The sequence below is a fragment of the Gluconobacter sp. Gdi genome, from assembly GCF_014132155.1.
In the GTDB taxonomy this organism is placed as follows: domain Bacteria; phylum Pseudomonadota; class Alphaproteobacteria; order Acetobacterales; family Acetobacteraceae; genus Gluconobacter.
This window is the reverse complement of sequence record NZ_BLJQ01000006.1, coordinates 66,138-88,201: the sequence shown is the minus strand read 5'-3', so window position 1 is coordinate 88,201 and position 22,064 is coordinate 66,138. Positions and strand designations below refer to the sequence as shown.

Here is a 22,064-nt window from a genome sequence, read left to right as displayed (position 1 = left end):
AAGACCAATACCGTCTCGCGATTGTGAAAAAACGCTTGAAACTTTAGCCTTCGAGAGACTGAAGCTCGAACAAACGACGGTAGATGCCACCGTCCTGAGCCACCAGCTCGGCATGAGTGCCATCTTCCTTCAACTCACCCCGATTGAAAACAAGAATCCGATCCAGCTCCATCACCGTGGAAAGGCGATGGGCCACCACGATGACGGTGCGGTTCTGCATCAGGCGGCGCATCGCCTCCTGCACCAGGGATTCAGATTCTGAATCCAGACTGGATGTTGCTTCATCGAAAATAAGGATGGGCGCATCTGCAAGGAACGCCCGGGCAATCGCGACGCGCTGACGCTCACCGCCCGAGAGTTTGACCCCGCGTTCACCGACCATCGTGTTGTAGCCTTCCGGCAGACGCTCAATGAAGGCTGCTGCGTTGGCCTGACGCGCTGCTTCCTTAATGTCCTCGATTGATGCCGAAGGCCGGGCATAGGCAATGTTCTCAGCCAACGTCCGGTGAAACAGCACCGGTTCCTGTGGAACAATGGCAATGTGCGACCGCAGGGAATCCTGCGTGACATGCGCGATGTCCTGCCCATCAACCGTGATGCGTCCACTGTTCACATCATACAGGCGTTGCAGAAGCTTCGTGAGGGTCGTCTTTCCAGACCCACTCGGCCCCACGAGGGCCACACGTGATCCCGGCGCGATATCGATCGTGAGGTCCTGATAAAGAGGTTTGTCCTGCCCCGGGTACTGGAAGGTCACGTGCTCGAAATGGACTTCGCCCTTCGTAAACCGTGCAGGCTGGGCATCTGGTGCATCCTGAATAGCCGAATCCCGGCGGAAGATGGCGATCAGCTCTTCCATCTCATTGACGGAACGCTGCACCTGACTGACCTGCTGGCCCAGGTCTCGAAGATATCCCTGCACAAGAAACATCATTGTCAGAACATATGCGACGTCACCCGGACCGGCCTTGCCCTGCCACCACAGCATGACGGCAAGCCCAATCATGAGCATCCGCATCACAAGAGAGGCCAGCGCCTGAATATTGGCGCTATTGGTGCCACGCAGCCATGTCCTCAGGGTACGTCCGCGCCAGCCTTCGACGATGGTGTCCAGCCGCTGCTCTTCCCGCTTTTCAGAGCCGAAGGCTTTGACAACCGGATTGCAGGTGACGGAATCCGCGATGGCTGCACCCATTTTCGTGTCCCATTCATTGGATGCACGGGCACTGGGCGCAACATAGCGGAGCGTCAGGATAATTGAGAGCCAGGCAAACAGCACGACCGAAACCGCAAGGACCGATCCCATAAGAGGAGAACGGAACATAAGGACGGCCGTAGTGCCACCGAGTACCAGAACCTCTGGCCCGATCATCAGCAGCAGGGTGTCGTCCAGTGTGTCGATAGCCCACATGCCTCGGGTCAGGCGGCGAACCGTCGATCCGGCAAAGGTATTGGCGTGCCAGTCTGTTGAGAATCGCTGCACGCGGGCAAAGGCCTGATTGAGGACCTTGTGCATGATTGCCAGCGTCAGATGTGAAATCCCGACAAAAGACGACCGACGACCGAACAGCCCAATCAGACCAAGCGCAATCAATCCTCCCACCATGAGGAACGCATCATTACGCAGGCTCAGAAGCTCATCGGTTTTCGGGATGGTTGGCCCGGCAGCGTGTTTGGAAATATCCGAGACGAGGCGACCAGCCAGAATCGGTGTGACGACGTCTGCCAGTGTGGCGAGCGCCACACCAGAGAGTGTCCAGGCCAGCAGCGCTGGATGCGCCAGCCAGCGGCGGCAGACAAAGGACAGGACTTCTGTAAAGGAAACGTCGATTTTCCGGCCTTCCTGTTTCTGGCCGGTAAGTTGCGTAGAAGTATCGGACACGAAGAGCTCCGCCGTCTTGTCCTTCAAGGACAACGGCCTGATGGCATGAAATTTTCAGATGTTTGGCGTATCTTGCCGGACAGTCCGGATCAGACGCAACAGCCCGCGCGGAGTTTCAGCCATGACAGACGCCCCCAGACCCATGAGCAAGGCTGCGGCCAAAGCTTTCATTACCGCTCTGGCCGAAGCCAACCCGGATGCGGAAAGTGAGCTGATCTTCCGCAATACGTTTGAGCTTCTGGTGAGCGTGGTTCTGTCGGCTCAGGCCACAGACAAGTCTGTCAACAAAGCGACCAAAGGACTGTTTGAACACGCGCCCGATCCGAAAAGCATGGCGGAACTCGGGGAAGCCGGGCTCGCGCAGTACATCAAGACAATCGGCTTATGGCGCGCCAAGGCGCATAACGTGGCCCTGCTGTGCGAGCAGCTTTTGGAGCGGCATGGCGGGGAAGTTCCTGCTGACCGCAAGTCTCTTGAGGCGCTGGCGGGTGTGGGGCGCAAGACGGCCAACGTTGTGATGAATGTTGCGTTTGGGGCCGATACCATGGCGGTTGATACGCATATTTTTCGCATCGGGAACCGGACCGGGCTGGCTCCGGGGAAAACAACCCGGCAGGTTGAGGATGGTCTGGTGGCGCGTATCCCCAAGGATATGCTGCGGCCAGCCCATCACTGGCTGATCCTGCATGGGCGTTATGTCTGCAAGGCCCGTGCGCCTGAATGCTGGCGTTGCCCGGCGACACAGTGGTGCCTGTATCCGGACAAGCGTCTCACACCACCCCGCACAAAAGAAGCTGCCTGATCGAAGCTACTCTGCCTCAGCCAAGGGCAGATTGGGCATTCCGTGCGAGCCTATGGCAGGAACCCAGGGACGGCTCCCACGCCAGCTCCGATCCGAGACGAGCTCTGGACCGCCTCGATAGAGAAAGACCGCATAGGCGCCATTTCTCCAGACCGAAAAGCGATCAATAAACGGAACTCCTGGGCAGGCATTACGTGCCGGAGATGCACTTACGAACAGGCTAATTCCCTGACAGTCCTGCTCTGACGGGAGGCGAACGCCATCCAGACTATCTTTAGCCCGCAGCAGCATTGTCTGGCCTTTGAGTGAGACACGGCAGAGACCCGTCATGCAGTCAGGTGGCAGGGAGCCCATCGGCAGAGCTAGCGCCCGTTCCCAGTCCTGAAGCGCCAGATTTTCGAGACTGCCATGAGGACCAACCATCAGAACGCCGTCGCCCCTCAAGACAAGCAACCCTGCATCTGCGGAAACCAGAAGGTCCGGATGAGGCGCCATCCAGATGGAGAGAATTCCCACACCAATAGGCCCTAATCCAACGAGGCGCGGCCACCCTTTCCAGAGGCACAACCAGCACAGCCCGAGAAGCAAGGCAGCAAGCCCCCAGCCTGGCATGGCTGGAACAGGTTCGTAAGCAAACGGGAACATCGCAACGGTGTGTGCGATGATCTGAATAATCCGGATGCCCCACCCCATGAGGGTGAGCGGAAGACCTGTGGCATGCAGTGGCATCAGGAGCAGGGACAGGAGACCTGCGGGCATGATCCAGACGGCGGCCAAAGGAACGGCCAGCATGTTGGCGAGCACGAACCACGGCTGGAAGACACCAAAATGCGCCATGCTGACCGGCAGGGTCGCTAGCCCCGCCAGAAGGCTGGTGAGGGACAAGGCAGCCAGATGGGACAGGATGACGCGCACTGACCCACCTTCGCCTCGAAGTCGTGCAAGGGGTTCACGCAGAACTTCATACCCAGCGGTCAGCCCCATCACGGCGGCAAAAGACATCTGGAAAGAGACGTCCAGAACGGAAACAGGAGAGACCAGCAGGATAACGAGCGCAATCAGGGCAAGTGACCGTATGGACAGTGCGCGCCGCCCTGTAACAAGAGCCAGCGTGACCAGTGCAGCCATGCCGAGCGCGCGGACGCTGGGCAGATGGGCACCGGTCAACAGGACATATCCGATACCAGCAAAAAATCCTGAAACTGCTGCGATTTCCCGGCAGGGCCAATACAGAGCCAGACGCTCGAAGGCAGTCAGAAACGCGCGAACAGAAACCGTGACGACAGCCATGACCAACCCAAGATGCAGCCCGGCGACCGCCAGAAGATGCGCCAGCCCGGAAGCAGCGAATTCCTGACGGGTGGAGGCATCAATCCCGCCCGCCTCTCCTGCGAGCAGCGTCGCGGCGATGGCGCCAGTCTGGCCGGGGAGCACCTTTTCGATGCGCGCTTCTATGACTTCTCTCAGTCCCTCCAGGCCTGCCGTCGCATCTGCACTGTCCACGTGCTGGAGTGTGCCCAAAGCATACCCACTCCCTGCTGAGCCAGAGAACCAGGCTTCCTGTTGCAGATCGCGGCCACCCGGCCATGACGGAGCCGAAGGAGAGCGCAACATTGCCCTGATCTGGACGGTACTGCCCGGTAATGTGGATGCGGAATCATCATCCCGGAGTTTCAAACGCAACGTACGTTTGAGAGGCGCCATTCCTGCGTCGACAGGCGTATCGAACTTTGCGTGCGCCAGAATAATCCGTCTCCCGCCTTCATCGCTGCCTGGCCTGGGAGGCAGTGTCTCTAGCGCGATAACCTGCCCTGTTACGACAGAGGCTCGCGTTGGCAGAGACGGCATGGGCGGTTGTCGGCGTGTCTGCCATGAGGCGTCCAGAAAGCCGACCAGAAGTCCTAAAAATACCAGGAATAAAAACAGTAAGGCCGGATGCTTCCGCCAGAACCATACGGCCACCGCTACGCAGCCCGAAATACCGGATGCAGGCCAAAGAGGAGGTTCGAAGCGGAGTGTCAGATACGTGAGGGCCCCCAACGCAACCGCGACAGGGAGCCAGCAGAACAGCCGCCGCCCCTGCTCCACCATGATCCTCTCCATCCATGATGGATGGAATCCCATCCCGGCGGAGGTCTCCGGAGAGTTATCGAACTCATCAAGCAACAGGGTATTGGCAGAAGGCGTCGTGCGGGTCACGGCCTGAGCGTAACGGATTTTCGTCCATCCCGCGCGACCGTAATTCCAGTGAGCTTTAGTTATGAAGATGCAGCGCGCTTCTGAGACCCGCAGAGTCCCGTTCCAGTTCAAAGCCCGCGCTTCCCGGCTGAAAGAGTCGGGCACTGGCGAGGCCTCCCGTCACAACCGGGTCCAGCCCAGCGGCCTCGACCAAATCCTTGACCTTAAGCACCGCCGCCGTGTCATCGCCTGCGATCGGCAAGGCCAGACGTGGATCTGGCCGGTGTGCTTCGGCACGCAGGCTGGTCATGTCGATGGAGTTGAAGGCCCGCACGACATGCGCGGAAGGGAAATATCGCTGTGTCGTGATGCCGGCTCCGTCTCTGAGCGCAACATCAGCAATCCATCCGTCGCGGCCCACATAGGGATTGGCGGGATCAATCACGACCTTATCAGTCAGTGTCCGGTTCAGATCACGTCCGAGAGCAGGTATCGCGCCATACGGTACGGCAAGAACCACAACTTTTCCAAAAGCAGCAGCCTGAAGCGGCGTGCCGGCAGACGCCAGGGGCCCCAGGGTCTGAGCCAAAGCCTGAGCATCCTCGATATTGCGGGCAGAAACCATGACGCGATAGCCCGCCTGCACCCAGAGGGCCGCAAGTGTCCGTCCAACCTGACCGGACCCAATAATGCCGATGCCAGGAAGCTCGCGAGGCGAATCGGCCATTGCCGCGCTACCGACGGCAGCCAATCCAGCAACAGCCGCAAGAAAGGGGCGTCTACGGAGAGGAAAATTTTTCATGAAGGGTGCCATTCTCGGGACAGAGAACCGCCCTTACCCTGGACGGGGTCGATCGAAGGAAATGTCAGCGCGTTGATCCGGGCCGCACGACCATGATATGAGAGCCGCATGACCATCCGTACGCGCTTTGCACCCTCCCCTACGGGCCTGCTGCATGTTGGTAATGCCAGGGCTGCTCTGTTCAATTTCCTCTTCGCACGCCATCACGGTGGCGAGTTCCTGTTGCGGATCGAGGACACTGACAAGGAACGTTCCACGCAACGTGCCGTGGACGTCATCTTTGACGGCCTTGCCTGGATGGGAATTACGGCCGATGCCGAGCCCGTTTTCCAGTCAGCCCGTCAGGACCGCCATACGGAAGTCGCTCTTGAGCTTCTGGCCAAAGGCGAAGCCTACAAGTGCTATTGCACGCCGGAAGAACTGACGGCCATGCGCGAGAAGGCCATGGCCGAGAAGCGTCCGCCCCGTTACGACGGCACCTGGCGTGACCGTGATCCGTCCGAAGCGCCGGAAGGTGCGCCTTATGTGATTCGCCTGAAGGCACCGCGTGAGGGCGAGACCGTCATCAAGGATCTGGTGCAGGGCGAAGTCCGCGTTGCGAACGTGGAAATGGATGACCTGATCATCCTGCGCTCCGACGGTACGCCGACCTACCTGCACGCCGTGGTCTGTGATGACCATGACATGGAGATCACCCATGTCATGCGCGGTGATGACCATCTGACGAACACCTTCCGTCAGGCCATGATCTACCGCGCAATGGGCTGGGATCTGCCGCACTTCGCTCACCTGCCGCTCATTCATGGCCCGGATGGCGCCAAGCTGTCCAAGCGTCACGGCGCACAGTCCGTCGTGGACTTCCGCGAGGAAGGGTATCTGCCGGAAGCCCTGTGCAACTACCTGCTCCGTCTGGGCTGGGGCCATGGTGATGCTGAGGTTCTGTCCCGTGAAGAGCAGATCAAGCTGTTCGATCTGGATGGCGTCGGTCGTTCCCCGTCCCGTATGGATTATGTGAAGCTGGCACATCTCAATGGTGTCTGGATGCGTCAGGCTGACGATGAGCGCCTGACCAACGATGTTCTGGAGCGTCTGCAAGGCCGTGAAGGCGTTGTTGCGGATGACCGCACGCGTGCCCGTGTTCTGGCCATGATGTCCGGCCTCAAGGAACGCGCCAAGACGCTGGTCGAGCTGACGGATAACGCAGCCTTCGCAGGCTTCACCCTGCCCCTGACCTTCACGCCCAAGGCTGAGAAGCTGCTGGACGAGAACGGTCGCAAAGTTCTTGAAGGCGTCGGGCATGATCTGGCAGCTCTGCCGGATTTCACAGCGGAAGCCATCGACGGTGCCCTCCGCGCCTATGCCGAAAAAAATGAGCTGAAACTCGGCTCTGTGGCCCAGCCACTACGTGCTGCCATGACGGGGTCCACGACATCTCCGGGCATTGACCTGACGCTGGCGGCTCTTGGCCGTGACGAGGTTCTGGCCCGCATTGCGAGCGTGCTCAGTGCCTGAGCGGCCATCCGTCCCCCGGCATCTGCTGGGAATCGAGGGGCTAACAGCGGGGCAAATTGCTCCGTTCCTCGATCTGGCGGAGAGCTATGCACTCCTGAGCCGTTCCCGTTCCGCACCACGTGATGCGCTGCGGGGCCGGACAGTCATCAATCTGTTCTTTGAGGACAGCACCCGTACCCGCACCAGTTTTGAGCTGGCGGGCAAACGCCTTGGCGCAGACGTCATCAACATGACGGTCGCAACCAGCTCGGTGAACAAGGGTGAAACACTGCTGGATACGGCATCCACGCTGAATGCCATGCGCTGCGATCTTCTGGTCGTGCGTCATGGTCAATCCGGTGCACCGGCCCTGCTGTCCCAGAAGGTCGAAGCCAGTGTGGTGAATGCTGGCGATGGTACACACGAGCATCCTACGCAGGCCCTGCTGGATGCTCTAACTATTCGTCGTCATTTTGGACGTCTGGAAGGTCTGACGATCGCGATCTGCGGCGACGTTGGCCATAGCCGTGTAGCACGGTCCAACATCCATCTTCTGACGGCGCTGGGGAACAGTATCCGTCTGGTCGGGCCGCCCACTCTTCTGCCGTCTGCCATGGCAGAACTTGGGAATGTCACACTGTATTCGGACATGGATGAGGCCCTGAAGGGCACGGATGTCGTGATGTCCCTGCGCCTTCAGAAAGAGCGCATGGGTGCTGGTCTTGTCCCGAGTTCCCGCGAGTATTTCCGGTTCTTTGGCTTGGACAGACGCCGTCTGGCACTGGCAAATCCCGGTGCTCTGGTCATGCATCCCGGCCCCATGAACCGTGGCGTCGAGATTGCGTCCGATGTTGCGGATTCAGACCAGAGCGTGATTGCAGAACAGGTGGAAATGGGTGTGGCGGTGCGTATGGCCGTTCTTGATCGCCTGTCACGCGCACGGATGCCCTCATGACAATTACTGTTTTTGAAAATGTCCGTCTGGTCGATCCAGCATCTGGCCGAGATGGCATCGGACGCCTGACGGTTGAAGACGGCCGCATCGCCGCTATCGACAGCCCCGAGACGCCAGAAGGCGCGCGCGTGATTGATGGTCAGGGTGCAGTTCTGTGCCCTGGGCTTGTGGATATGCGTGTTGCCTTGGGTGAACCAGGCTTCGAATATCGTGAAAGCGTCAAGTCAGGTGCACGGGCTGCCGTAGCAGGTGGGATTACCACCATGGCCGTTCTGCCCAACACGTCTCCGGCAATCGACAATCCGGCTCTGGTGCATCTTCTGAAGGTGCGCGGCGAAGAGACGGGTATGGTCTCTATTCACCCTTACGGCGCGCTGACGCGTGGCTGCGAGGGCGGAGAGATGGCGGAGCTGGGTCTGTTGCAGGACGCAGGCGCCGTGGCGTTCACCGATGGCACGCGTGCCATCACAGACGCCAAGCAGATGCGCAATCTGCTGTCCTATTCCCGCTTCCTTGACGCGCTGGTTGTGCAGCATCCAGAAGAGCCTTCGCTCGCCAAAGGCGCCTGCGCGACGGCAAGTGCGCTGGCGGTCCGTTTGGGTCTACCGCAGGTTCCGGCCGCGGCTGAGGCGATCATGATTGCCCGCGATCTTCGTTTGGCCGAGATGACTGGGGCGAGACTGCATTTCGCGCACGTCTCTACGGCCGAAGGGCTGGATCTGATCCGAACAGCCAAAACACGTGGCGTCAAAGTAACATGTGACACAGCGCCCCCTTATTTCGCCATGACTGAAGAAGACATTGGGGACTTCCGTACCTACGCGAAGTTCTCCCCACCGCTCCGTGCGGAATCAGACAGGGCAGCAGTTTGTGCGGCCCTTGCTGATGGCACGATTGATGCCGTGGCATCTGATCACGCCCCGGCAGATGCGGACGACAAACGTCTTCCATTCGCGCAGGCGCGTGCAGGTGGGACAGGTCTTGTCACGCTTCTGGGTGTGACACTGGGCGCAGGGCTGCCTCTGATGGATGCCCTGCGTCTTGTCACCTGTGCTCCTGCCGCTCTTCTGGGCATTTCGGCGGGAACGCTGGCAATTGGTCAGGATGCCGATCTCTGCCTGTTCGACCCTGATGCTGTTTGGGAAGTGACGGCTGGCGAACTGCCGGGCCGGGCCCAAAATACGCCATTTGATGGTCAGAAGCTGACAGGACGGGTCCTGCGGACCTTCCGACGAGGCCGCGAGGTCTTCACGGCTGAGGGCTTGGCATGACGCTGTCTCACCCCAACCTGCTGCTTGTCGCCACAGTCGCGTATGTTATCGGGAGCATCCCGTTCGGGCTGATTTTAACGGCTCTAGGCGGCGGCGGAGACATTCGCCAGATTGGTTCCGGGAATATCGGCGCCACCAATGTCCTGCGGACTGGTCGCAAGGGCTTGGCCGCGGCCACCCTTCTTTTAGATGCTCTCAAAGGGGCGCTGGCAGTCTTTCTGGCGCTTCGGTTCGGTGGTGGCCCGCCGTCACTCGCCATGGCCGTAGCGGCAGTCTCGGTGGTGGTCGGGCACTGTTTCCCCGTCTGGCTGGGATTCAGGGGCGGTAAGGGCGTTGCCACGGGACTCGGGACAATCTGGGTTTTGTGCTGGCCTGTTGGTGTGGCGTGCTGCGTGGTCTGGCTCGCCGTAGCGCGGATAAGCCGGATCTCGTCGGCTGGAGCGCTTTCAGCATTTCTTGTTGCGCCGATTTTGATGGTTGTCGTGCTGAGCCGGGGTGCCAGTTCTCCCATTCCTGTCGCGACTTTTCTCATCGCCCTCCTGATTTGGGTACGACACTATAGCAATATAGTCCGTCTGCTGACGGGCAACGAACCTCGGGTGAACGCCAAGACAAAATCATCCTGATTTTAAGCAACCGTTAATGAAATTCGGATAGGAGCGAGAACATGACGACGTTTTCTGCTCCACCGTTCCGGTTGTCTGATCAAGAGCGACTCGACGCGATGCGTCTTGCTCGCACGCCGGGCGTGGGTCCGATCAATTTTTCCAGACTACTCTGCCAATATGGCGGCCCCACTGCGGCTCTTTCCGCACTTCCTGGACGGATGCGTCAGGCTGGCCGTCTGGATCTTCCGGTTATTCCATCGGCTAATCAGATGGCCGATGAAGTTGAAACCCTCCGGAAAATGGGCGGAAATGTTTTGATCCGGGGGGACGCCAATTATCCCCTGATGCTGTCCTTCATCAAAGACGCTCCACCTGTGCTTTTTGTTCAGGGAGATCCAGCTAAACTCTCTCTGCGCTCTGTCGGCATTGTGGGAGCACGCAATGCTTCTGCTGCGGGCATTCGCATGGCCGAAAGCCTCTCTGCCGAGCTGGCAGACTCGAAAATCTGTGTTGTTTCAGGTCTGGCTCGTGGGATCGATTCGGCGGCTCATGAGGCAGCCCTTTATCCCGGCCTGACGGCGGCGGCTGTCGCTGGAGGACTGGATCATGTGTACCCACCAGAAAATGCAAAGTTGCAGGCCAGTATTGCCGAACGCGGGTGCCTGGTGACAGAGGCGCCATTGAGTACCGTTCCCCAAGCGCGACACTTTCCTCGCCGCAATCGGCTGATTGCCGGGATCTCTCTCGGATGCGTTGTTGTGGAAGCCGCACTGCATTCCGGAACGCTGATTACGGCCAGTCTGGCGATCTCATACGACAGAGAAGTCTATGCCGTTCCCGGCTCGCCACTCGATCCCCGGTCTCGCGGCGGCAATGAGCTTTTAAGGCGCGGAGCGACGCTCACGGAAAATGTGCAGGATATTCTTTCTTGCCTCCCTTCCGAGCTCCCGGCTCCCCTTTCACCTCCATGGGTAAAGCAGCCGCACCAACCTGGTATTTTGCAAGGCTTTTCAGAACCTTACACAGCATGGAATGTGAGTACGGAGGATCACTGGGAAGACCCCGATCTTGTACTGTCTGAGGTGCTTCCGCTTCTCTCCATGACACCGGTAACAGTTGACGAGGTGATGCGCCGCTGCCAGTTCTCCGTTTCGGCAGTACTGTCGACACTGACCGAGCTTGAGCTTGGGGGTGTCGTGGAGTTCGTGCCCGGCGGGCGCGTGGCGTTACAGCCGAACAGGAAGTGACGCGGAAGACCGGAGTGGCAATGACAGACGTTGTGGTAGTCGAGAGCCCATCAAAGGCCAAGACGATCAACAAGTATCTGGGAAGCGGGTTTACCGTTCTTGCTTCCTTCGGCCATGTGCGGGATCTACCGCCCAAGGACGGGAGCGTACGCCCGGACGAGAACTTTGCCATGAGCTGGCAGACGGACGACCGGGGCGCCAAACAGATTGCGGCCATTGCCAAGGCTCTCAAGGGAGCAAAGAACCTCTATCTGGCCACTGACCCGGATCGCGAAGGTGAAGCAATCTCGTGGCATGTGCGCAGTGTCCTTGAAGAAAAGAATCTCCTGAAGGGAATCGACGTTCATCGCGTCACCTTCAACGAAATTACGAAATCTGCCGTCACTGCCGCGATGGCTGGCCCACGTGAGCTGGATCAGCCCCTGATTGACGCTTATCTGGCCCGTCGTGCGCTGGACTATCTGGTGGGCTTTACGCTGTCGCCAGTGCTTTGGCGCAAGCTACCGGGCAGCAAGAGTGCCGGTCGCGTGCAGTCCGTAGCGCTCCGCCTCATTTGTGAGCGTGAAGCCGAGATCGAGGTTTTCAAGCCGAAGGAATACTGGACCGTTACTGGCGGGTTCAATACTCCGGCGAAAGCAGCTTTTCAGGCGCGCCTTACCCATCTGCGTGGTGACAAACTCGACCAGTTCGATCTCAATAACGAACAGCTGGCCTTTGAGGCTCGTGACATCGTACAGGCCGGTCAGTTCACCGTTCGCTCTGTCGAGCGCAAACGGACGAAACGTAACCCACCGCCGCCATTCACGACCTCTACGCTTCAGCAGGAAGCCTCCCGCAAGCTTGGCATGAGCGCGCAGACAACGATGCGCACGGCCCAGCAGCTTTATGAGGGCGTGGATCTCGGTGGTGAGACGATCGGTCTGATCACCTACATGCGAACCGATGGCGTCACGATGGCCAAAGAGGCAATCGGCGCGATTCGCGGGCATATCGGCAAGGCGTTTGGGGACGAGTACGTGCCGGATTATCCGCGTGCCTATTCGACCAAAGCCAAGAATGCGCAGGAAGCGCATGAAGCCGTGCGCCCCACGGATGTGTTCCGCACACCTCAACAGGTCGCTCATGCGCTGTCTCCTGAACAGCGGCGGCTGTATGAACTGGTCTGGAAGCGCGCGGTTGCGTCACAGATGCAGTCTGCCGAGCTTGATCAGGTTGCAGTCACCCTGGCGGATGCCAGCGGACAAACACTGCTTCGGGCAACGGGTTCGACGATTGCGTTCGACGGCTTCCTGAAGCTTTACATCGAAGGCAAGGACGATTCGAAGGCGGAAGACGACGACGGCAAGCTGCTTCCTGCCATGAAGGAAGGGGACCGCGTCGCGACGACGGCTGTTGATGCTGAACAGCACTTCACCCAGCCGCCGCCGCGCTATTCCGAAGCGTCTCTGGTCAAGAAAATGGAAGAGATCGGCATTGGTCGTCCTTCCACCTATGCCTCTGTTCTGGGCGTTCTGCGGGACCGTAACTACGTTCGACTGGAAGCCAAGCGCTTCCTGCCGGAAGACCGCGGACGCCTTGTCACAGCGTTCCTGACGTCCTTTTTCGAGCGTTATGTCGATACCGGCTTCACAGCGTCTCTTGAAGAACAGTTGGATGACATTTCCGGTGGCCGGGCTGACTGGCACGATGTCATGGCAGCCTTCTGGCATGACTTCTCGGCAGCCGTAGATCAGACAAAAGATCTGAAAATCTCGGACGTTATTGACGCTCTGGATGAAGATCTGGGCGACCACTTCTTCCCGCCCAAGGAAGACGGTACTGATCCACGGGTCTGCACATCCTGCGGAACAGGCCGTCTGGGGCTGCGTCTTGGCAAGTTTGGCGCCTTCATCGGCTGCTCCAACTATCCAACCTGCCAGTTCACGCGACGTCTGGTCGCTGATGACGGTGCGGATGAGGGGCTCAAGGACGGTATCAAGGTTCTGGGCCAGCATCCGGACACCAGTGAGGATATCACCATTCGTCGTGGGCCCTATGGACTGTATGTCCAGCAGGGGGAACCCAACCCGGAAGACAAGAAGGCCAAGCCCAAACGTACAACCATCCCCAAGGGGCTGGACGGCAACACCATGACCATGGAGCAGGCTCTGGGACTTCTGTCCCTGCCCCGACTGGTTGGCATGCATCCGGAAACAGGGGAAAAGATCGAAGCCGGCCTTGGACGGTTTGGGCCCTATGTGAAGATGGGTGCGATCTACGGCACGCTGGACAAGGACGATGACGTCCTGACGGTTGGGCTGAACCGGGCAGTCGACAGCCTGGCGAAGAAGCTCGCCTCCATCCGTAACCTGGGAGCGCATCCCAAGGACGGTGAGCCGGTCATGATCCGCAAGGGTCGTTTTGGTCCGTATGCGCAGCATGGCCAGTTGATTGCCAATCTGCCCAAAGATCAGGACATGAATGACATCACGCTCGACGCTGCGGTGGCGCTTTTGGCTGAGAAGGGCAAACCTCTGAAGGGTGCAGCCAAGAAGACCACTGCGAAGAAGGCTCCAGCCAAAACGGCAAAAAGCAAAAAAACTTCGGATGTGGATGCAACTTCTGGCGAAGAAGCTCCAAAGAAAAAGACGACCCGCGCCACAACAAAAACTTCGACGGCGCGGAAAACAGCCGGATCCGCAACGAAAAAGCGGAAAACGGCAGCAGACTCTTCCTCGGAAGCCTGAAGCGTTACTCTGGAGGGGGTGTGACCTGGTTGCACTCCTTCCAACAATGTCATTGGTGTGTCTTTACCGGGGCCGAAGTTTGTGGCGTGGTCAAAAGATGGATGGGGTAACCACTTCCTTCTTTCCGCCTCTCCTCAAGGACCCCTCTTTGCGCCATGCCGCACGTCCCATGATCCTGTTTCTGTCGCATATTCGCGAGACGGCGTGCCGCCCGGTTCTTATCCTCAGCCTTCTCACACTGGCGCTGGGAGGAAGTGTCCAGCCTGCTTTGGCCCAGACGCAGGCCACGCCATCAAGCAGCACGCCTACAGCACCTGAAGCCGCTCCGGCCTTTGCTGGTGGAATGACCAGGGACGTTCTTGTCGCCGCCCTTGGGTTTCTGGCGCCGCGCACCCTTGATGCCCATTCCGCAAGGGAATTCTGTATCTGGGGACTGGACGGGCTAACGGCGATCGATCCCACAATTATCGTGACAACGAACCCTGCTGAGGATCGTGACGGTCAGCATATTCCTGAAACCGTGACAATCACGCGGGGGCAGAAGGCTTTCTTCAAGCATCCCCTCCCCGCTGATACCAGCCGAACCGGATGGGCCGATCTTGTAACTGCCGCCATGGACGCTGCCTGGTCCCACTCATCCACGATCCGGGATGCGGGTGATGATGCCCTGCTTCAAGGGTTCTTTGATGAACTGTTCAACCACATGGACCCGTATTCACGGTATCTGGGACCGACCCCGGCGGTTGCAGACCGAACACGACGTACCGGCCAAAGCGGCACTGTAGGCCTGACGCTAGGACAAAAAGGTCATTCGATCGTTGTGACGGCTGTCAATGCCAATGGACCGGCTTGGGAGGCTGGGGTGGACATGGGACAGCGTCTTGTCTCGGTGAATGGAAAATCTACGCACGGACAGTCTCCTGATACCGTCCAGAGCTGGCTGGACGGAGATGAGCGCACAGCCGTATCTCTGGCCCTGGCCTCTAAGGGCAAACGTCCGGCGACCTTGAAGCTGATGAGAGCGCAGGTCCCGCCCGAGACTGTTTTTGCATCTACGGTGGATGCCTACACGCTTCTGAGGATCTCTTCCTTTTCGACTCAGACGGCTGAGGAAATCAGCCAGTATCTCGATCAGGTGGTGGAAGATGACACACCTGATGACTCTGGTGCCACGCAGGCGGCAGGCAAAGCAAAGCGCCCTGCCGGGATCATCATCGATCTGCGCGGGGACCGTGGCGGCGTTCTTCAACAGGCTGTTACGGCTGCCGCCCTGTTCCTCGATCATGGCGTAGCAGTCACGACGCATGGCCGCGATCCTCAGGCCAACCACATCTGGGCCGTTCAAGGCGGCGACATGACAAGTGGAGCGCCGATTGTCATTCTCGTGGATGGTCGCACAGCAAGTGCAGCGGAAATTCTTGCCGCAGCCTTGGCCGATCATCGCCGCGCCGTCGTCATTGGCAGCGAGACCTTGGGCAAGGGTCTGGTGCAGGTGATTGGCCAGATGCCCAATGGCGGCGAACTGTTCGTGACATGGAGCCGAAATCAGGCCCCGCTGGGCTGGCCCATTCAAGGTCTGGGCGTCATGCCTCAGGTTTGCACCTCCCGGGGGAGCGACGACCTGCATGCCCAGCTTGACGCTCTGAAAAACGGAAACGCCCCGCAGGCAGGCGCCGTTCAAATGGCTCGGGCAGCGCGCTACCCCGTTCCTGTTGCCCGAATTCTGGACATCCGACGTCATTGCCCGGCAGCAATTGGGACAGACGCAGACATGGACACGGCAAGATTCATGCTGTCTTCTGCTTCGGCCTACAAGGCAGCGCTTGAAGCTGTCCCTGACGAAAATACCGCACCTCTGCACTAACTTTTCAGGATATGGACGGAACTTTCATGGGTGCACGTTTAAAAACAGGTCTCTGGGTGCGTGCCGTGATGCGACGGATTTCTTCCGACGGCACGTCCGCCATGGTCCTGAAAAAGGGGGATGAGGATGCTGGAGCCGTCCTGATCGTTCTCAGGGACCGCGACGACAATGTCGCCCTCCTCCGTGAAAATGGTTCGGACTGGATTCGGGCGGACGTTGAAGGTGCTGCCGGACTGGAAGACTATCTGGAACGCCAGCGTCGTTATGATCCGGACCTCTGGGTCATTGAACTGGAAGTCCGGAATGTGGCCACGCCGCTGGAACGAACACTCGGTTCGCGTCGCGCAGATCTGGACGTGATGCACTGAACTGTGGGAGGGAGGACACACTGGGCGACGAACATGCCCATTGTGAAACTTTCGCATCACCCATTAAAGGGTTCGGCGCGTTGCCATCGCCTGTAGTTTCGGCAAGAAGACTTTCAAATTGGGTTGGTTGGAGAGAAATGACATGATGCAGCGATCCGTTTTCAGGACCTGGCTTGCCCGGGCCGGGCTCACTGCAGGCGTTTCGATGCTGGTCATGGGGGCCGCAGAGGCGCAGCCGGTCAGGGGACTGTACGTTTCCGGGTCTGGCGGCGCGAGCTTCAACCAGGATCAGACAGTCCGTCTTTCTCCTGTCTTCCCGAGCGGCCGTGACCATTATCAGGCAGGCGTCACGGGACTCGGCAGCGTTGGCTGGGGCCTCGGAAACGGGTTCCGGGTCGAGGTTGAGGGAAATTACCGCAACAATCGTCTCCAGCAGTTCAAGAGCAGCCTGTTCCCGTCTTCTGTTGGTGGTCGCCAGCAGAGCTACGGCGTGATGGCAAATGCCCTGTTCGACATGGATATCGGGCAGTCCTGGGTTTATCCGTATTTCGGCGCAGGCGTAGGCTACGGCTGGCAGTCCATGAACACCTATGTTCATGCGCCCAGCGGTGCATTCGACCAGCACGTCACGGGTACGGCAGGAAACTTCGCCTATCAGGGCATCTTCGGGCTGTCGTTCCCTGTTCCCTGGGTGGTTGGTCTCTCTGCCACGACAGAATACCGTTTCTATTCCCTGCTTGGGCCTAACGGTCATCACGCTACGGCGACAGGCGTTTACGGCGGCTGGGATCAGAAGCAGGCTTATGGCTCTTCCACGGGCAATCGCGACACACGCACGAACTTCAATCACTCGCTGCTCCTAGGCCTGCGTTACGAGTTCAACCCGGCTCCGCCGCCTGCACCACCGGCTCCAGCAGTGATTGCTGCGCCCGCACCAGCCCCGACACGCACGTATCTGGTTTTCTTTGACTGGGATTCGGCTGCTCTGAGCGAACGTGCGAAGTCTGTGGTGGCTGAAGCTGCCAAGAACTCCACTTCGACCCAGGTCACGCATATTGAAGTCAGCGGATATACGGACACGTCCGCTGCCCAGCCAGGGGCACGCGGTCAGGCTTACAATCTCGGCCTCTCCAACCGTCGCGCCGAAAGTGTGAAGGCTGAGCTGATCCGTGACGGTGTGGCAGCTGGCCTCATTTCCACGCAGGGCTTTGGCGAGGCTCACCCCCTCGTCCCGACAGGCCCGAATGCTCGCGAGCCTCAGAACCGCCGCGTTGAAATCGATTTCAAGTAAGGTTTAGCCTTACGTTTTAAACGGCCTTGAAAGCCGGCGCCCTTGACTGGGTGCTGGCTTTTTTCATGTCTGATCCGGTAAAAGCGATACAAAAAAAGCGGGGATAAACCCCGCCTTTTTCATCACGAAGCTGAAGAGCTTCAGTGCTTGCGACGTGTCGTCTGACGCGTAGCTGTCTTCTTTTTCGTGGTGGTTGTAGCAGCCTTCGGCGTCGGTGCCGTAACAGCAGGCTTGGCAACAACAACGCCGGTCGCGTCCACAGTGATGTGTACAACAAGGTGTTCGCGCTTCTTGCCACCACCTGGGATCAGCTCCGCCGTGAACGTGTCTGCGCCAGCATAGGCCGTTGCAGGGGTATAGTTCACGTAGGTGTGGCCATCGTAATTGTAGAGGAAAGCCTTGCCGTGTGACGGCGCAGGATTCACACCGAAGGAGGAATAGCTGCTGCCGAAGGATTTCTGCACGGAGATCGCGCAGAGGCCATCGTCACTGCGAACGGTCATGTCCACGTTCATCGTGCCATCAGCGGCGGTTGTGACCGGTGAGACGTGGCAGACTGCAGAAACCTTCTGGTAGCCGAAGGGGTTCGGCGTCACAGAGCGTTGAACGATCGCCTGCTGTGCGCAGCCGGAAAGAAGCAGGGAAAAGGCAAAGGCCGATCCCAGGGTAATGACGGAACCTCGCAGGCGCACGGTCAACTCCAACGCTCGTGACAGACTTAATGCCGCGCTTCCCGCGACAAGATAGACGTTCGCATGTAGAACAGGACGAGGCGGGGTGAAAGCCTGTCCGTCTCCCTTAAGCGCACTTTCAGGGCTTTTTCTGCGGTCGGCGTGATAAATTACAATTGAGAACGCGAACGCCCATTTTCCGCCACGAAATTATGTTGCAGGTAAAGAGCTTGCCGCACGTTTCTCACATGCGGATTCATCTTTCCGCGGGCCGCAAGCCCGGATTATGCTGTCTGTCTGTTTCCGGCCATCAGTCCCGGCCTTGTGGAGTTTGTCGATGCCTTCGTTTTTCCGTCGTTCCTTCGTCCGTCTGGCTGGTGCTGGCCTGGCGTGCACAACACTGTTCGCCGCTCATGCCACGCCAGCTTTCGCAGCTGAGTGCGGCAACTCCCCGGCTCATGAAGCTTTTGACGTTGCGGGCCTGAAGTCCGAACTGATGGTAACGGCTCTCTCCTGCAAGTCGCAGGACCGTTACAACGCGTTCGTTGCCAAGTTCCGCCCGTCCCTTCTGGATGCTGAAAAGCGCCTTGATGGCTATTTCCGCACCACATACGGTCGCCGCGCTCAGGCAGCGCATGATGATTACATCACGCAGCTTGCAGATGTGCAGTCTCTTGGTGGCCTGAAGTCCGGCACGGTGTTCTGTGAACAGCGTACGGCCATGTTCGACGAAATCGACGCACTCGAAAGCGCGTCTGATCTGGCTCACTATGCAGAAGCCAAAGACGTAGCGCAGCCTGCGTCCTATGAGAGCTGTGCAGCACCTGCCACGGTTGACCGTCGGCCGCGCCATGGCACAACCAAAAGCACCACGACGCGTCGCACGCACCGCGCCTGATCTGCTGCCGAAAGTCAGTCGTTCTGTTCCATCCGGAAGCGTTCTCTTGACGTTCCGGACTGGGACGGCGACAACGCAAACATGAGCGATCTGTTCGAGTCAGGCAAAGCAGGAAATACCAAGGCGACTGGCGGCCGCAAAGGCGCAGTCAACACGGATTATGGCGCACAGGATATCGAGGTCCTTGAAGGACTGGAGCCTGTTCGTCGTCGCCCTGGAATGTATATCGGTGGCACGGATGATAACGCCTATCATCATCTTGCCTCCGAAATTCTCGATAACGCCATGGATGAAGCCGTAGCCGGCCATGCCAGTAGCATCGAAATGCGACTGGAAGGCCCACGGACACTTATGGTGCGCGATAACGGCCGTGGCATCCCAACGGACCCTCATCCCAAATTCCCCGATAAATCCGCTCTGGAAGTGATCTTCACGACGCTTCATGCGGGCGGAAAATTCTCTGGCAAGGCGTATGATACGTCTGGCGGCCTGCATGGTGTCGGCAGTTCGGTTGTCAATGCGCTCTCCGACAAGCTCGAAGTGGAAGTCGCCCGCGACCGGGTACTTTATCGGCAGGATTTCTCCCGTGGTGTGCCGCTTGGCCCGTTGGCCGAAGTCGGCAAGGCTCCTAATCGCCGAGGCACCACGGTCCGATTTTCGCCTGATCCGGAAATCTTCGGGAATCTCCATTTCTCCGCATCCCGCCTCTACCGGCTCTGCTGCTCCAAGGCCGCCCTGTTCCGTGGCGTCATCATTCAGTGGAAATGTGATCCGGAGCTGATCAAGGCTGGCGACGAAACACCAGTCGAAGCCACGATCCAGTTTCCGAACGGTCTGGAAGATGCCCTGACGGCAGAACTCGGTGCCAACCCCGATCTGTTGACGCCACTTTGGGCCGGAGAAGCTGAGCTTCCTCTGGCTGCTGATGGCCGGACAGGTGGCAAGGTAGAGTGGGCTGTCGCGTTTCTGGAAGCTGGTACATCCACACTCACCTCCTACTGCAACACGATTCCCACGCCGCAGGGCGGCACGCATGAAGCGGGCTTCCGGGCCGCTCTGGTCAAGGGTTTCCGTTCCTGGGGGGACCAACGGAAGGTCAAACGCGCAGCAGCGATTACGGCTGAAGATGTTCTTGGCGCCGTTGCGGCCAAGCTTTCTGTCTTTATTCGTGACCCGCAGTTTCAGGGCCAGACCAAGGACAAGCTGACCAATCAGGAAGCTTCGCGTCTTGTAGAAGGCGCCCTGCGTGACCGAATCGACCATTGGCTGGGCGGGAACCCGCAGCAGGCCGATAATCTTCTGGCATTCATGGTGGAGCGCGCTGAAGAGCGTTTGCGCCGTCGTGAAGTTAAGGAAACGGCGCGAAAAAGTGCGACCCGCAAACTGCGCCTTCCCGGCAAGCTGACAGACTGCACCCGCGAGAACGCCTCCGAGACCGAACTGTTTCTGGTTGAGGGCGAATCGGCAGGTGGCTCTGCACGCCAGGCACGTGACCGGGAAACGCAGGCTGTTCTGCCACTACGAGGCAAGATTCTGAACGTCGCCTCAGCCACCGCCGACAAACTACGCGGGAATCAGGAACTCCGTGACCTGACGGAAGCCCTTGGCTGCGGTCTGGGGTCGTCTTTCGACATCAGCCGCCTTCGCTACGGCCGCGTCATCATCATGACAGACGCTGACGTCGACGGTGCGCATATCGCCTCCCTTCTGATGACGTTCTTCTATCGTGAGATGCCGGAACTGATCCGTCATGGGCATCTGCATCTGGCGCAGCCGCCGTTGTATCGCCTGACGCATGGGGCAAAGACGGTCTATGCGATGAACGATCAGGACCGTGACAAGCGCATCAAGGCGGACTTCAAGTCCAATGCGAAGGTTGAGGTGTCCCGATTCAAGGGTCTGGGCGAGATGCCTGTGAAGGATCTCAAGCAGACGACGATGGACCCTGCACGCCGGACGCTTCTGCGAGTGGTCGCTCTTCCTGAAGATCGCGCGCTGACAAGCGAACGCGTGGAAAGCCTCATGGGACGCAAGCCGGAACTCCGATTCCGCTTCATTCAGGAGCACGCCCGTTCCGTCGAAGATCTTGACGTCTGAACGTGACCACTGATGTGCAGCCTGTTGAAAAATACGGACAACTTAAGGCGGTAGGGCTACTGATCGGGGGGATATCCTCCTTCCAGATCGGCGCCACTCTGGCGAAGGGGCTTTTTCCGCTCTTTGGTCCAACCGGGATGGTGGGGCTGCGTGTCTGTATGGCCGCACTCATTCTGCTGGCCATCTGGCGCCCGACTCGCATGACCCTGACACCAGCGGCCCTGAAGCTGCTGCTGCCTTATGGCGCGTCTGTTGCGGTCATGAACTTCTGCTTCTATGTGGCGCTGGTTCGCCTGCCACTGGGGATCGTAGTTGCACTTGAATTCACGGGCCCGCTGACGCTCGCACTTGCTGGGTCACGTCGCTGGCTCGACCTGTGCTGGGTACTTTTTGTGATTTCCGGACTGTATCTGCTGCTGCACCCAGAGACGGCAGCCGTTGCCGGATCTGCCCATGCTCTGGATATATTCGGAGTCTGTGCAGCACTCCTGAGTGGCTGCGGGTGGATCGTGTACATCCTCACAGGCACACGCATGGGGAAGATCCTAGATGCGGGGCAAGCGACAACACTGGGTATGGCAACGGCGGGGATTTTTCTTCTCCCCTGCCTGATTCCCACAATTCCCACCGTCATCACGCATCCGTGGCAAGGTGGAGCGGCCCTCAGCGTGGCCGTTCTTTCCTCGGCCGTGCCTTATATCCTCGACATGATGGCCATGCGTCGACTTCGGCCGAAAGACCTTGGAATTCTGCTGAGCATGGAGCCCATGCTCGGCGCCGTTTCAGGCTGGATCTTTCTGGGCGAAACGCTGTCGATCACGCGATGGGCAGGCGTTCTGTGCATCGTTGTTGCGTCTCTCGGCAACGTTCTCACAGCCCGGAAAGCCACTCTGCACTGACTTTCCGGGCAAAG

At 59.0% G+C, this 22,064-nt stretch carries 17 protein-coding genes; 13 read left to right on the top strand and 4 right to left on the bottom strand.

Annotation, left to right across the window (positions count from 1 at the left end; all coding sequences use genetic code 11):
* Nucleotides 1-43 precede the first annotated feature (43 nt).
* Nucleotides 44-1,882, bottom strand: a complete 1,839-nt coding sequence (locus JN414_RS11990; protein WP_202208085.1) for an ABC transporter ATP-binding protein — start codon at nucleotides 1,880-1,882, stop codon at nucleotides 44-46.
* Nucleotides 1,883-2,003: 121 nt separating this feature from the next.
* On the opposite strand from JN414_RS11990, the gene nth reads away from it, so the two are divergent.
* A complete protein-coding gene (nth, locus tag JN414_RS11985) occupies nucleotides 2,004-2,684 on the top strand; it encodes an endonuclease III (protein ID WP_202208084.1) in 681 nt (226 codons plus the stop codon).
* Between the two features lie 6 nt (nucleotides 2,685-2,690).
* Here nth and JN414_RS11980 read toward each other — a convergent pair whose 3' ends face one another.
* Together JN414_RS11980 and JN414_RS11975 are read right to left on the bottom strand one after the other, a co-directional pair.
* On the bottom strand, nucleotides 2,691-4,775 hold the full coding sequence (locus JN414_RS11980) for a ComEC/Rec2 family competence protein (RefSeq protein WP_202208126.1): 2,085 nt from the start codon (nucleotides 4,773-4,775) through the stop codon (nucleotides 2,691-2,693).
* Nucleotides 4,776-4,938: 163 nt separating this feature from the next.
* The gene (locus JN414_RS11975; RefSeq protein ID WP_202208083.1) at nucleotides 4,939-5,664 is read right to left on the bottom strand and encodes an NADPH-dependent F420 reductase; all 726 of its coding nucleotides are present in this window, start codon (nucleotides 5,662-5,664) and stop codon (nucleotides 4,939-4,941) included.
* Between the two features lie 108 nt (nucleotides 5,665-5,772).
* On the opposite strand from JN414_RS11975, the gene gltX reads away from it, so the two are divergent.
* The 9 genes from gltX (at nucleotide 5,773) to JN414_RS11930 (ending at nucleotide 17,485) form a co-directional block, all read left to right on the top strand.
* Nucleotides 5,773-7,176, top strand: coding sequence for a glutamate--tRNA ligase (gene gltX, locus JN414_RS11970; RefSeq protein WP_064274235.1), 1,404 nt, complete (start codon nucleotides 5,773-5,775; stop codon nucleotides 7,174-7,176).
* On the top strand, nucleotides 7,169-8,110 hold the full coding sequence (locus tag JN414_RS11965) for an aspartate carbamoyltransferase catalytic subunit (RefSeq protein WP_202208082.1): 942 nt from the start codon (nucleotides 7,169-7,171) through the stop codon (nucleotides 8,108-8,110). The genes gltX and JN414_RS11965 overlap by 8 nt, the downstream gene beginning before the upstream one ends.
* On the top strand, nucleotides 8,107-9,381 hold the full coding sequence (locus JN414_RS11960; RefSeq protein ID WP_202208081.1) for a dihydroorotase family protein: 1,275 nt from the start codon (nucleotides 8,107-8,109) through the stop codon (nucleotides 9,379-9,381). Before JN414_RS11965 ends, JN414_RS11960 begins: the two co-directional genes overlap by 4 nt.
* Complete coding sequence (plsY, locus tag JN414_RS11955; RefSeq protein WP_202208080.1) at nucleotides 9,378-10,007, top strand: glycerol-3-phosphate 1-O-acyltransferase PlsY; 630 nt, start codon at nucleotides 9,378-9,380, stop codon at nucleotides 10,005-10,007. The genes JN414_RS11960 and plsY overlap by 4 nt, the downstream gene beginning before the upstream one ends.
* A gap of 41 nt (nucleotides 10,008-10,048) precedes the next feature.
* Nucleotides 10,049-11,236 (top strand): DNA-processing protein DprA, encoded by a 1,188-nt coding sequence (gene dprA / locus JN414_RS11950; protein ID WP_202208079.1) that lies wholly within the window; start codon nucleotides 10,049-10,051, stop codon nucleotides 11,234-11,236.
* Nucleotides 11,237-11,256: 20 nt separating this feature from the next.
* Nucleotides 11,257-13,962: a type I DNA topoisomerase gene (gene topA / locus JN414_RS11945; protein WP_202208078.1), complete on the top strand. Its 2,706-nt coding sequence runs from the start codon at nucleotides 11,257-11,259 to the stop codon at nucleotides 13,960-13,962.
* A 169-nt stretch (nucleotides 13,963-14,131) separates the two neighbouring features.
* Nucleotides 14,132-15,826 (top strand): S41 family peptidase, encoded by a 1,695-nt coding sequence (locus JN414_RS11940; RefSeq protein WP_373687855.1) that lies wholly within the window; start codon nucleotides 14,132-14,134, stop codon nucleotides 15,824-15,826.
* Nucleotides 15,827-15,852: 26 nt separating this feature from the next.
* Entirely contained in the window at nucleotides 15,853-16,194 is a 342-nt protein-coding gene (locus tag JN414_RS11935) for a DUF1491 family protein (protein ID WP_046900928.1), read from the top strand.
* A 142-nt stretch (nucleotides 16,195-16,336) separates the two neighbouring features.
* A complete protein-coding gene (locus tag JN414_RS11930) occupies nucleotides 16,337-17,485 on the top strand; it encodes an OmpA family protein (RefSeq protein ID WP_099213312.1) in 1,149 nt (382 codons plus the stop codon).
* A 140-nt stretch (nucleotides 17,486-17,625) separates the two neighbouring features.
* Here the strand turns inward: JN414_RS11930 and JN414_RS11925 are convergent, their stop codons facing one another.
* Nucleotides 17,626-18,177 (bottom strand): hypothetical protein, encoded by a 552-nt coding sequence (locus JN414_RS11925; RefSeq protein ID WP_046900929.1) that lies wholly within the window; start codon nucleotides 18,175-18,177, stop codon nucleotides 17,626-17,628.
* A 316-nt stretch (nucleotides 18,178-18,493) separates the two neighbouring features.
* Here JN414_RS11925 and JN414_RS11920 point away from each other — a divergent pair, with 316 nt between their 5' ends.
* The 3 genes from JN414_RS11920 (at nucleotide 18,494) to JN414_RS11910 (ending at nucleotide 22,050) form a co-directional block, all read left to right on the top strand.
* On the top strand, nucleotides 18,494-19,054 hold the full coding sequence (locus JN414_RS11920) for a hypothetical protein (protein ID WP_374195565.1): 561 nt from the start codon (nucleotides 18,494-18,496) through the stop codon (nucleotides 19,052-19,054).
* Between the two features lie 81 nt (nucleotides 19,055-19,135).
* A complete protein-coding gene (gene parE / locus JN414_RS11915) occupies nucleotides 19,136-21,151 on the top strand; it encodes a DNA topoisomerase IV subunit B (protein ID WP_046900259.1) in 2,016 nt (671 codons plus the stop codon).
* A gap of 2 nt (nucleotides 21,152-21,153) precedes the next feature.
* A complete protein-coding gene (locus tag JN414_RS11910; protein ID WP_237390027.1) occupies nucleotides 21,154-22,050 on the top strand; it encodes a DMT family transporter in 897 nt (298 codons plus the stop codon).
* Nucleotides 22,051-22,064: the final 14 nt, after the last annotated feature.

Excerpts from the sequence above, each read along its gene's own strand:
- nth (WP_202208084.1), top strand. The coding sequence starts at position 2,004 with ATGACAGACGCCCCCAGACCCATGAGCAAGGCTGCGGCCAAAGCTTTC.
- JN414_RS11980 (WP_202208126.1), bottom strand. The coding sequence starts at position 4,775 with ATGGTGGAGCAGGGGCGGCGGCTGTTCTGCTGGCTCCCTGTCGCGGTT.
- JN414_RS11975 (WP_202208083.1), bottom strand. The coding sequence starts at position 5,664 with ATGAAAAATTTTCCTCTCCGTAGACGCCCCTTTCTTGCGGCTGTTGCT.
- gltX (WP_064274235.1), top strand. The coding sequence starts at position 5,773 with ATGACCATCCGTACGCGCTTTGCACCCTCCCCTACGGGCCTGCTGCAT.
- JN414_RS11960 (WP_202208081.1), top strand. The coding sequence starts at position 8,107 with ATGACAATTACTGTTTTTGAAAATGTCCGTCTGGTCGATCCAGCATCT.
- plsY (WP_202208080.1), top strand. The coding sequence starts at position 9,378 with ATGACGCTGTCTCACCCCAACCTGCTGCTTGTCGCCACAGTCGCGTAT.
- dprA (WP_202208079.1), top strand. The coding sequence starts at position 10,049 with ATGACGACGTTTTCTGCTCCACCGTTCCGGTTGTCTGATCAAGAGCGA.
- topA (WP_202208078.1), top strand. The coding sequence starts at position 11,257 with ATGACAGACGTTGTGGTAGTCGAGAGCCCATCAAAGGCCAAGACGATC.
- JN414_RS11940 (WP_373687855.1), top strand. The coding sequence starts at position 14,132 with ATGATCCTGTTTCTGTCGCATATTCGCGAGACGGCGTGCCGCCCGGTT.
- JN414_RS11935 (WP_046900928.1), top strand. The coding sequence starts at position 15,853 with ATGGGTGCACGTTTAAAAACAGGTCTCTGGGTGCGTGCCGTGATGCGA.
- JN414_RS11930 (WP_099213312.1), top strand. The coding sequence starts at position 16,337 with ATGATGCAGCGATCCGTTTTCAGGACCTGGCTTGCCCGGGCCGGGCTC.
- JN414_RS11920 (WP_374195565.1), top strand. The coding sequence starts at position 18,494 with ATGCCTTCGTTTTTCCGTCGTTCCTTCGTCCGTCTGGCTGGTGCTGGC.
- parE (WP_046900259.1), top strand. The coding sequence starts at position 19,136 with ATGAGCGATCTGTTCGAGTCAGGCAAAGCAGGAAATACCAAGGCGACT.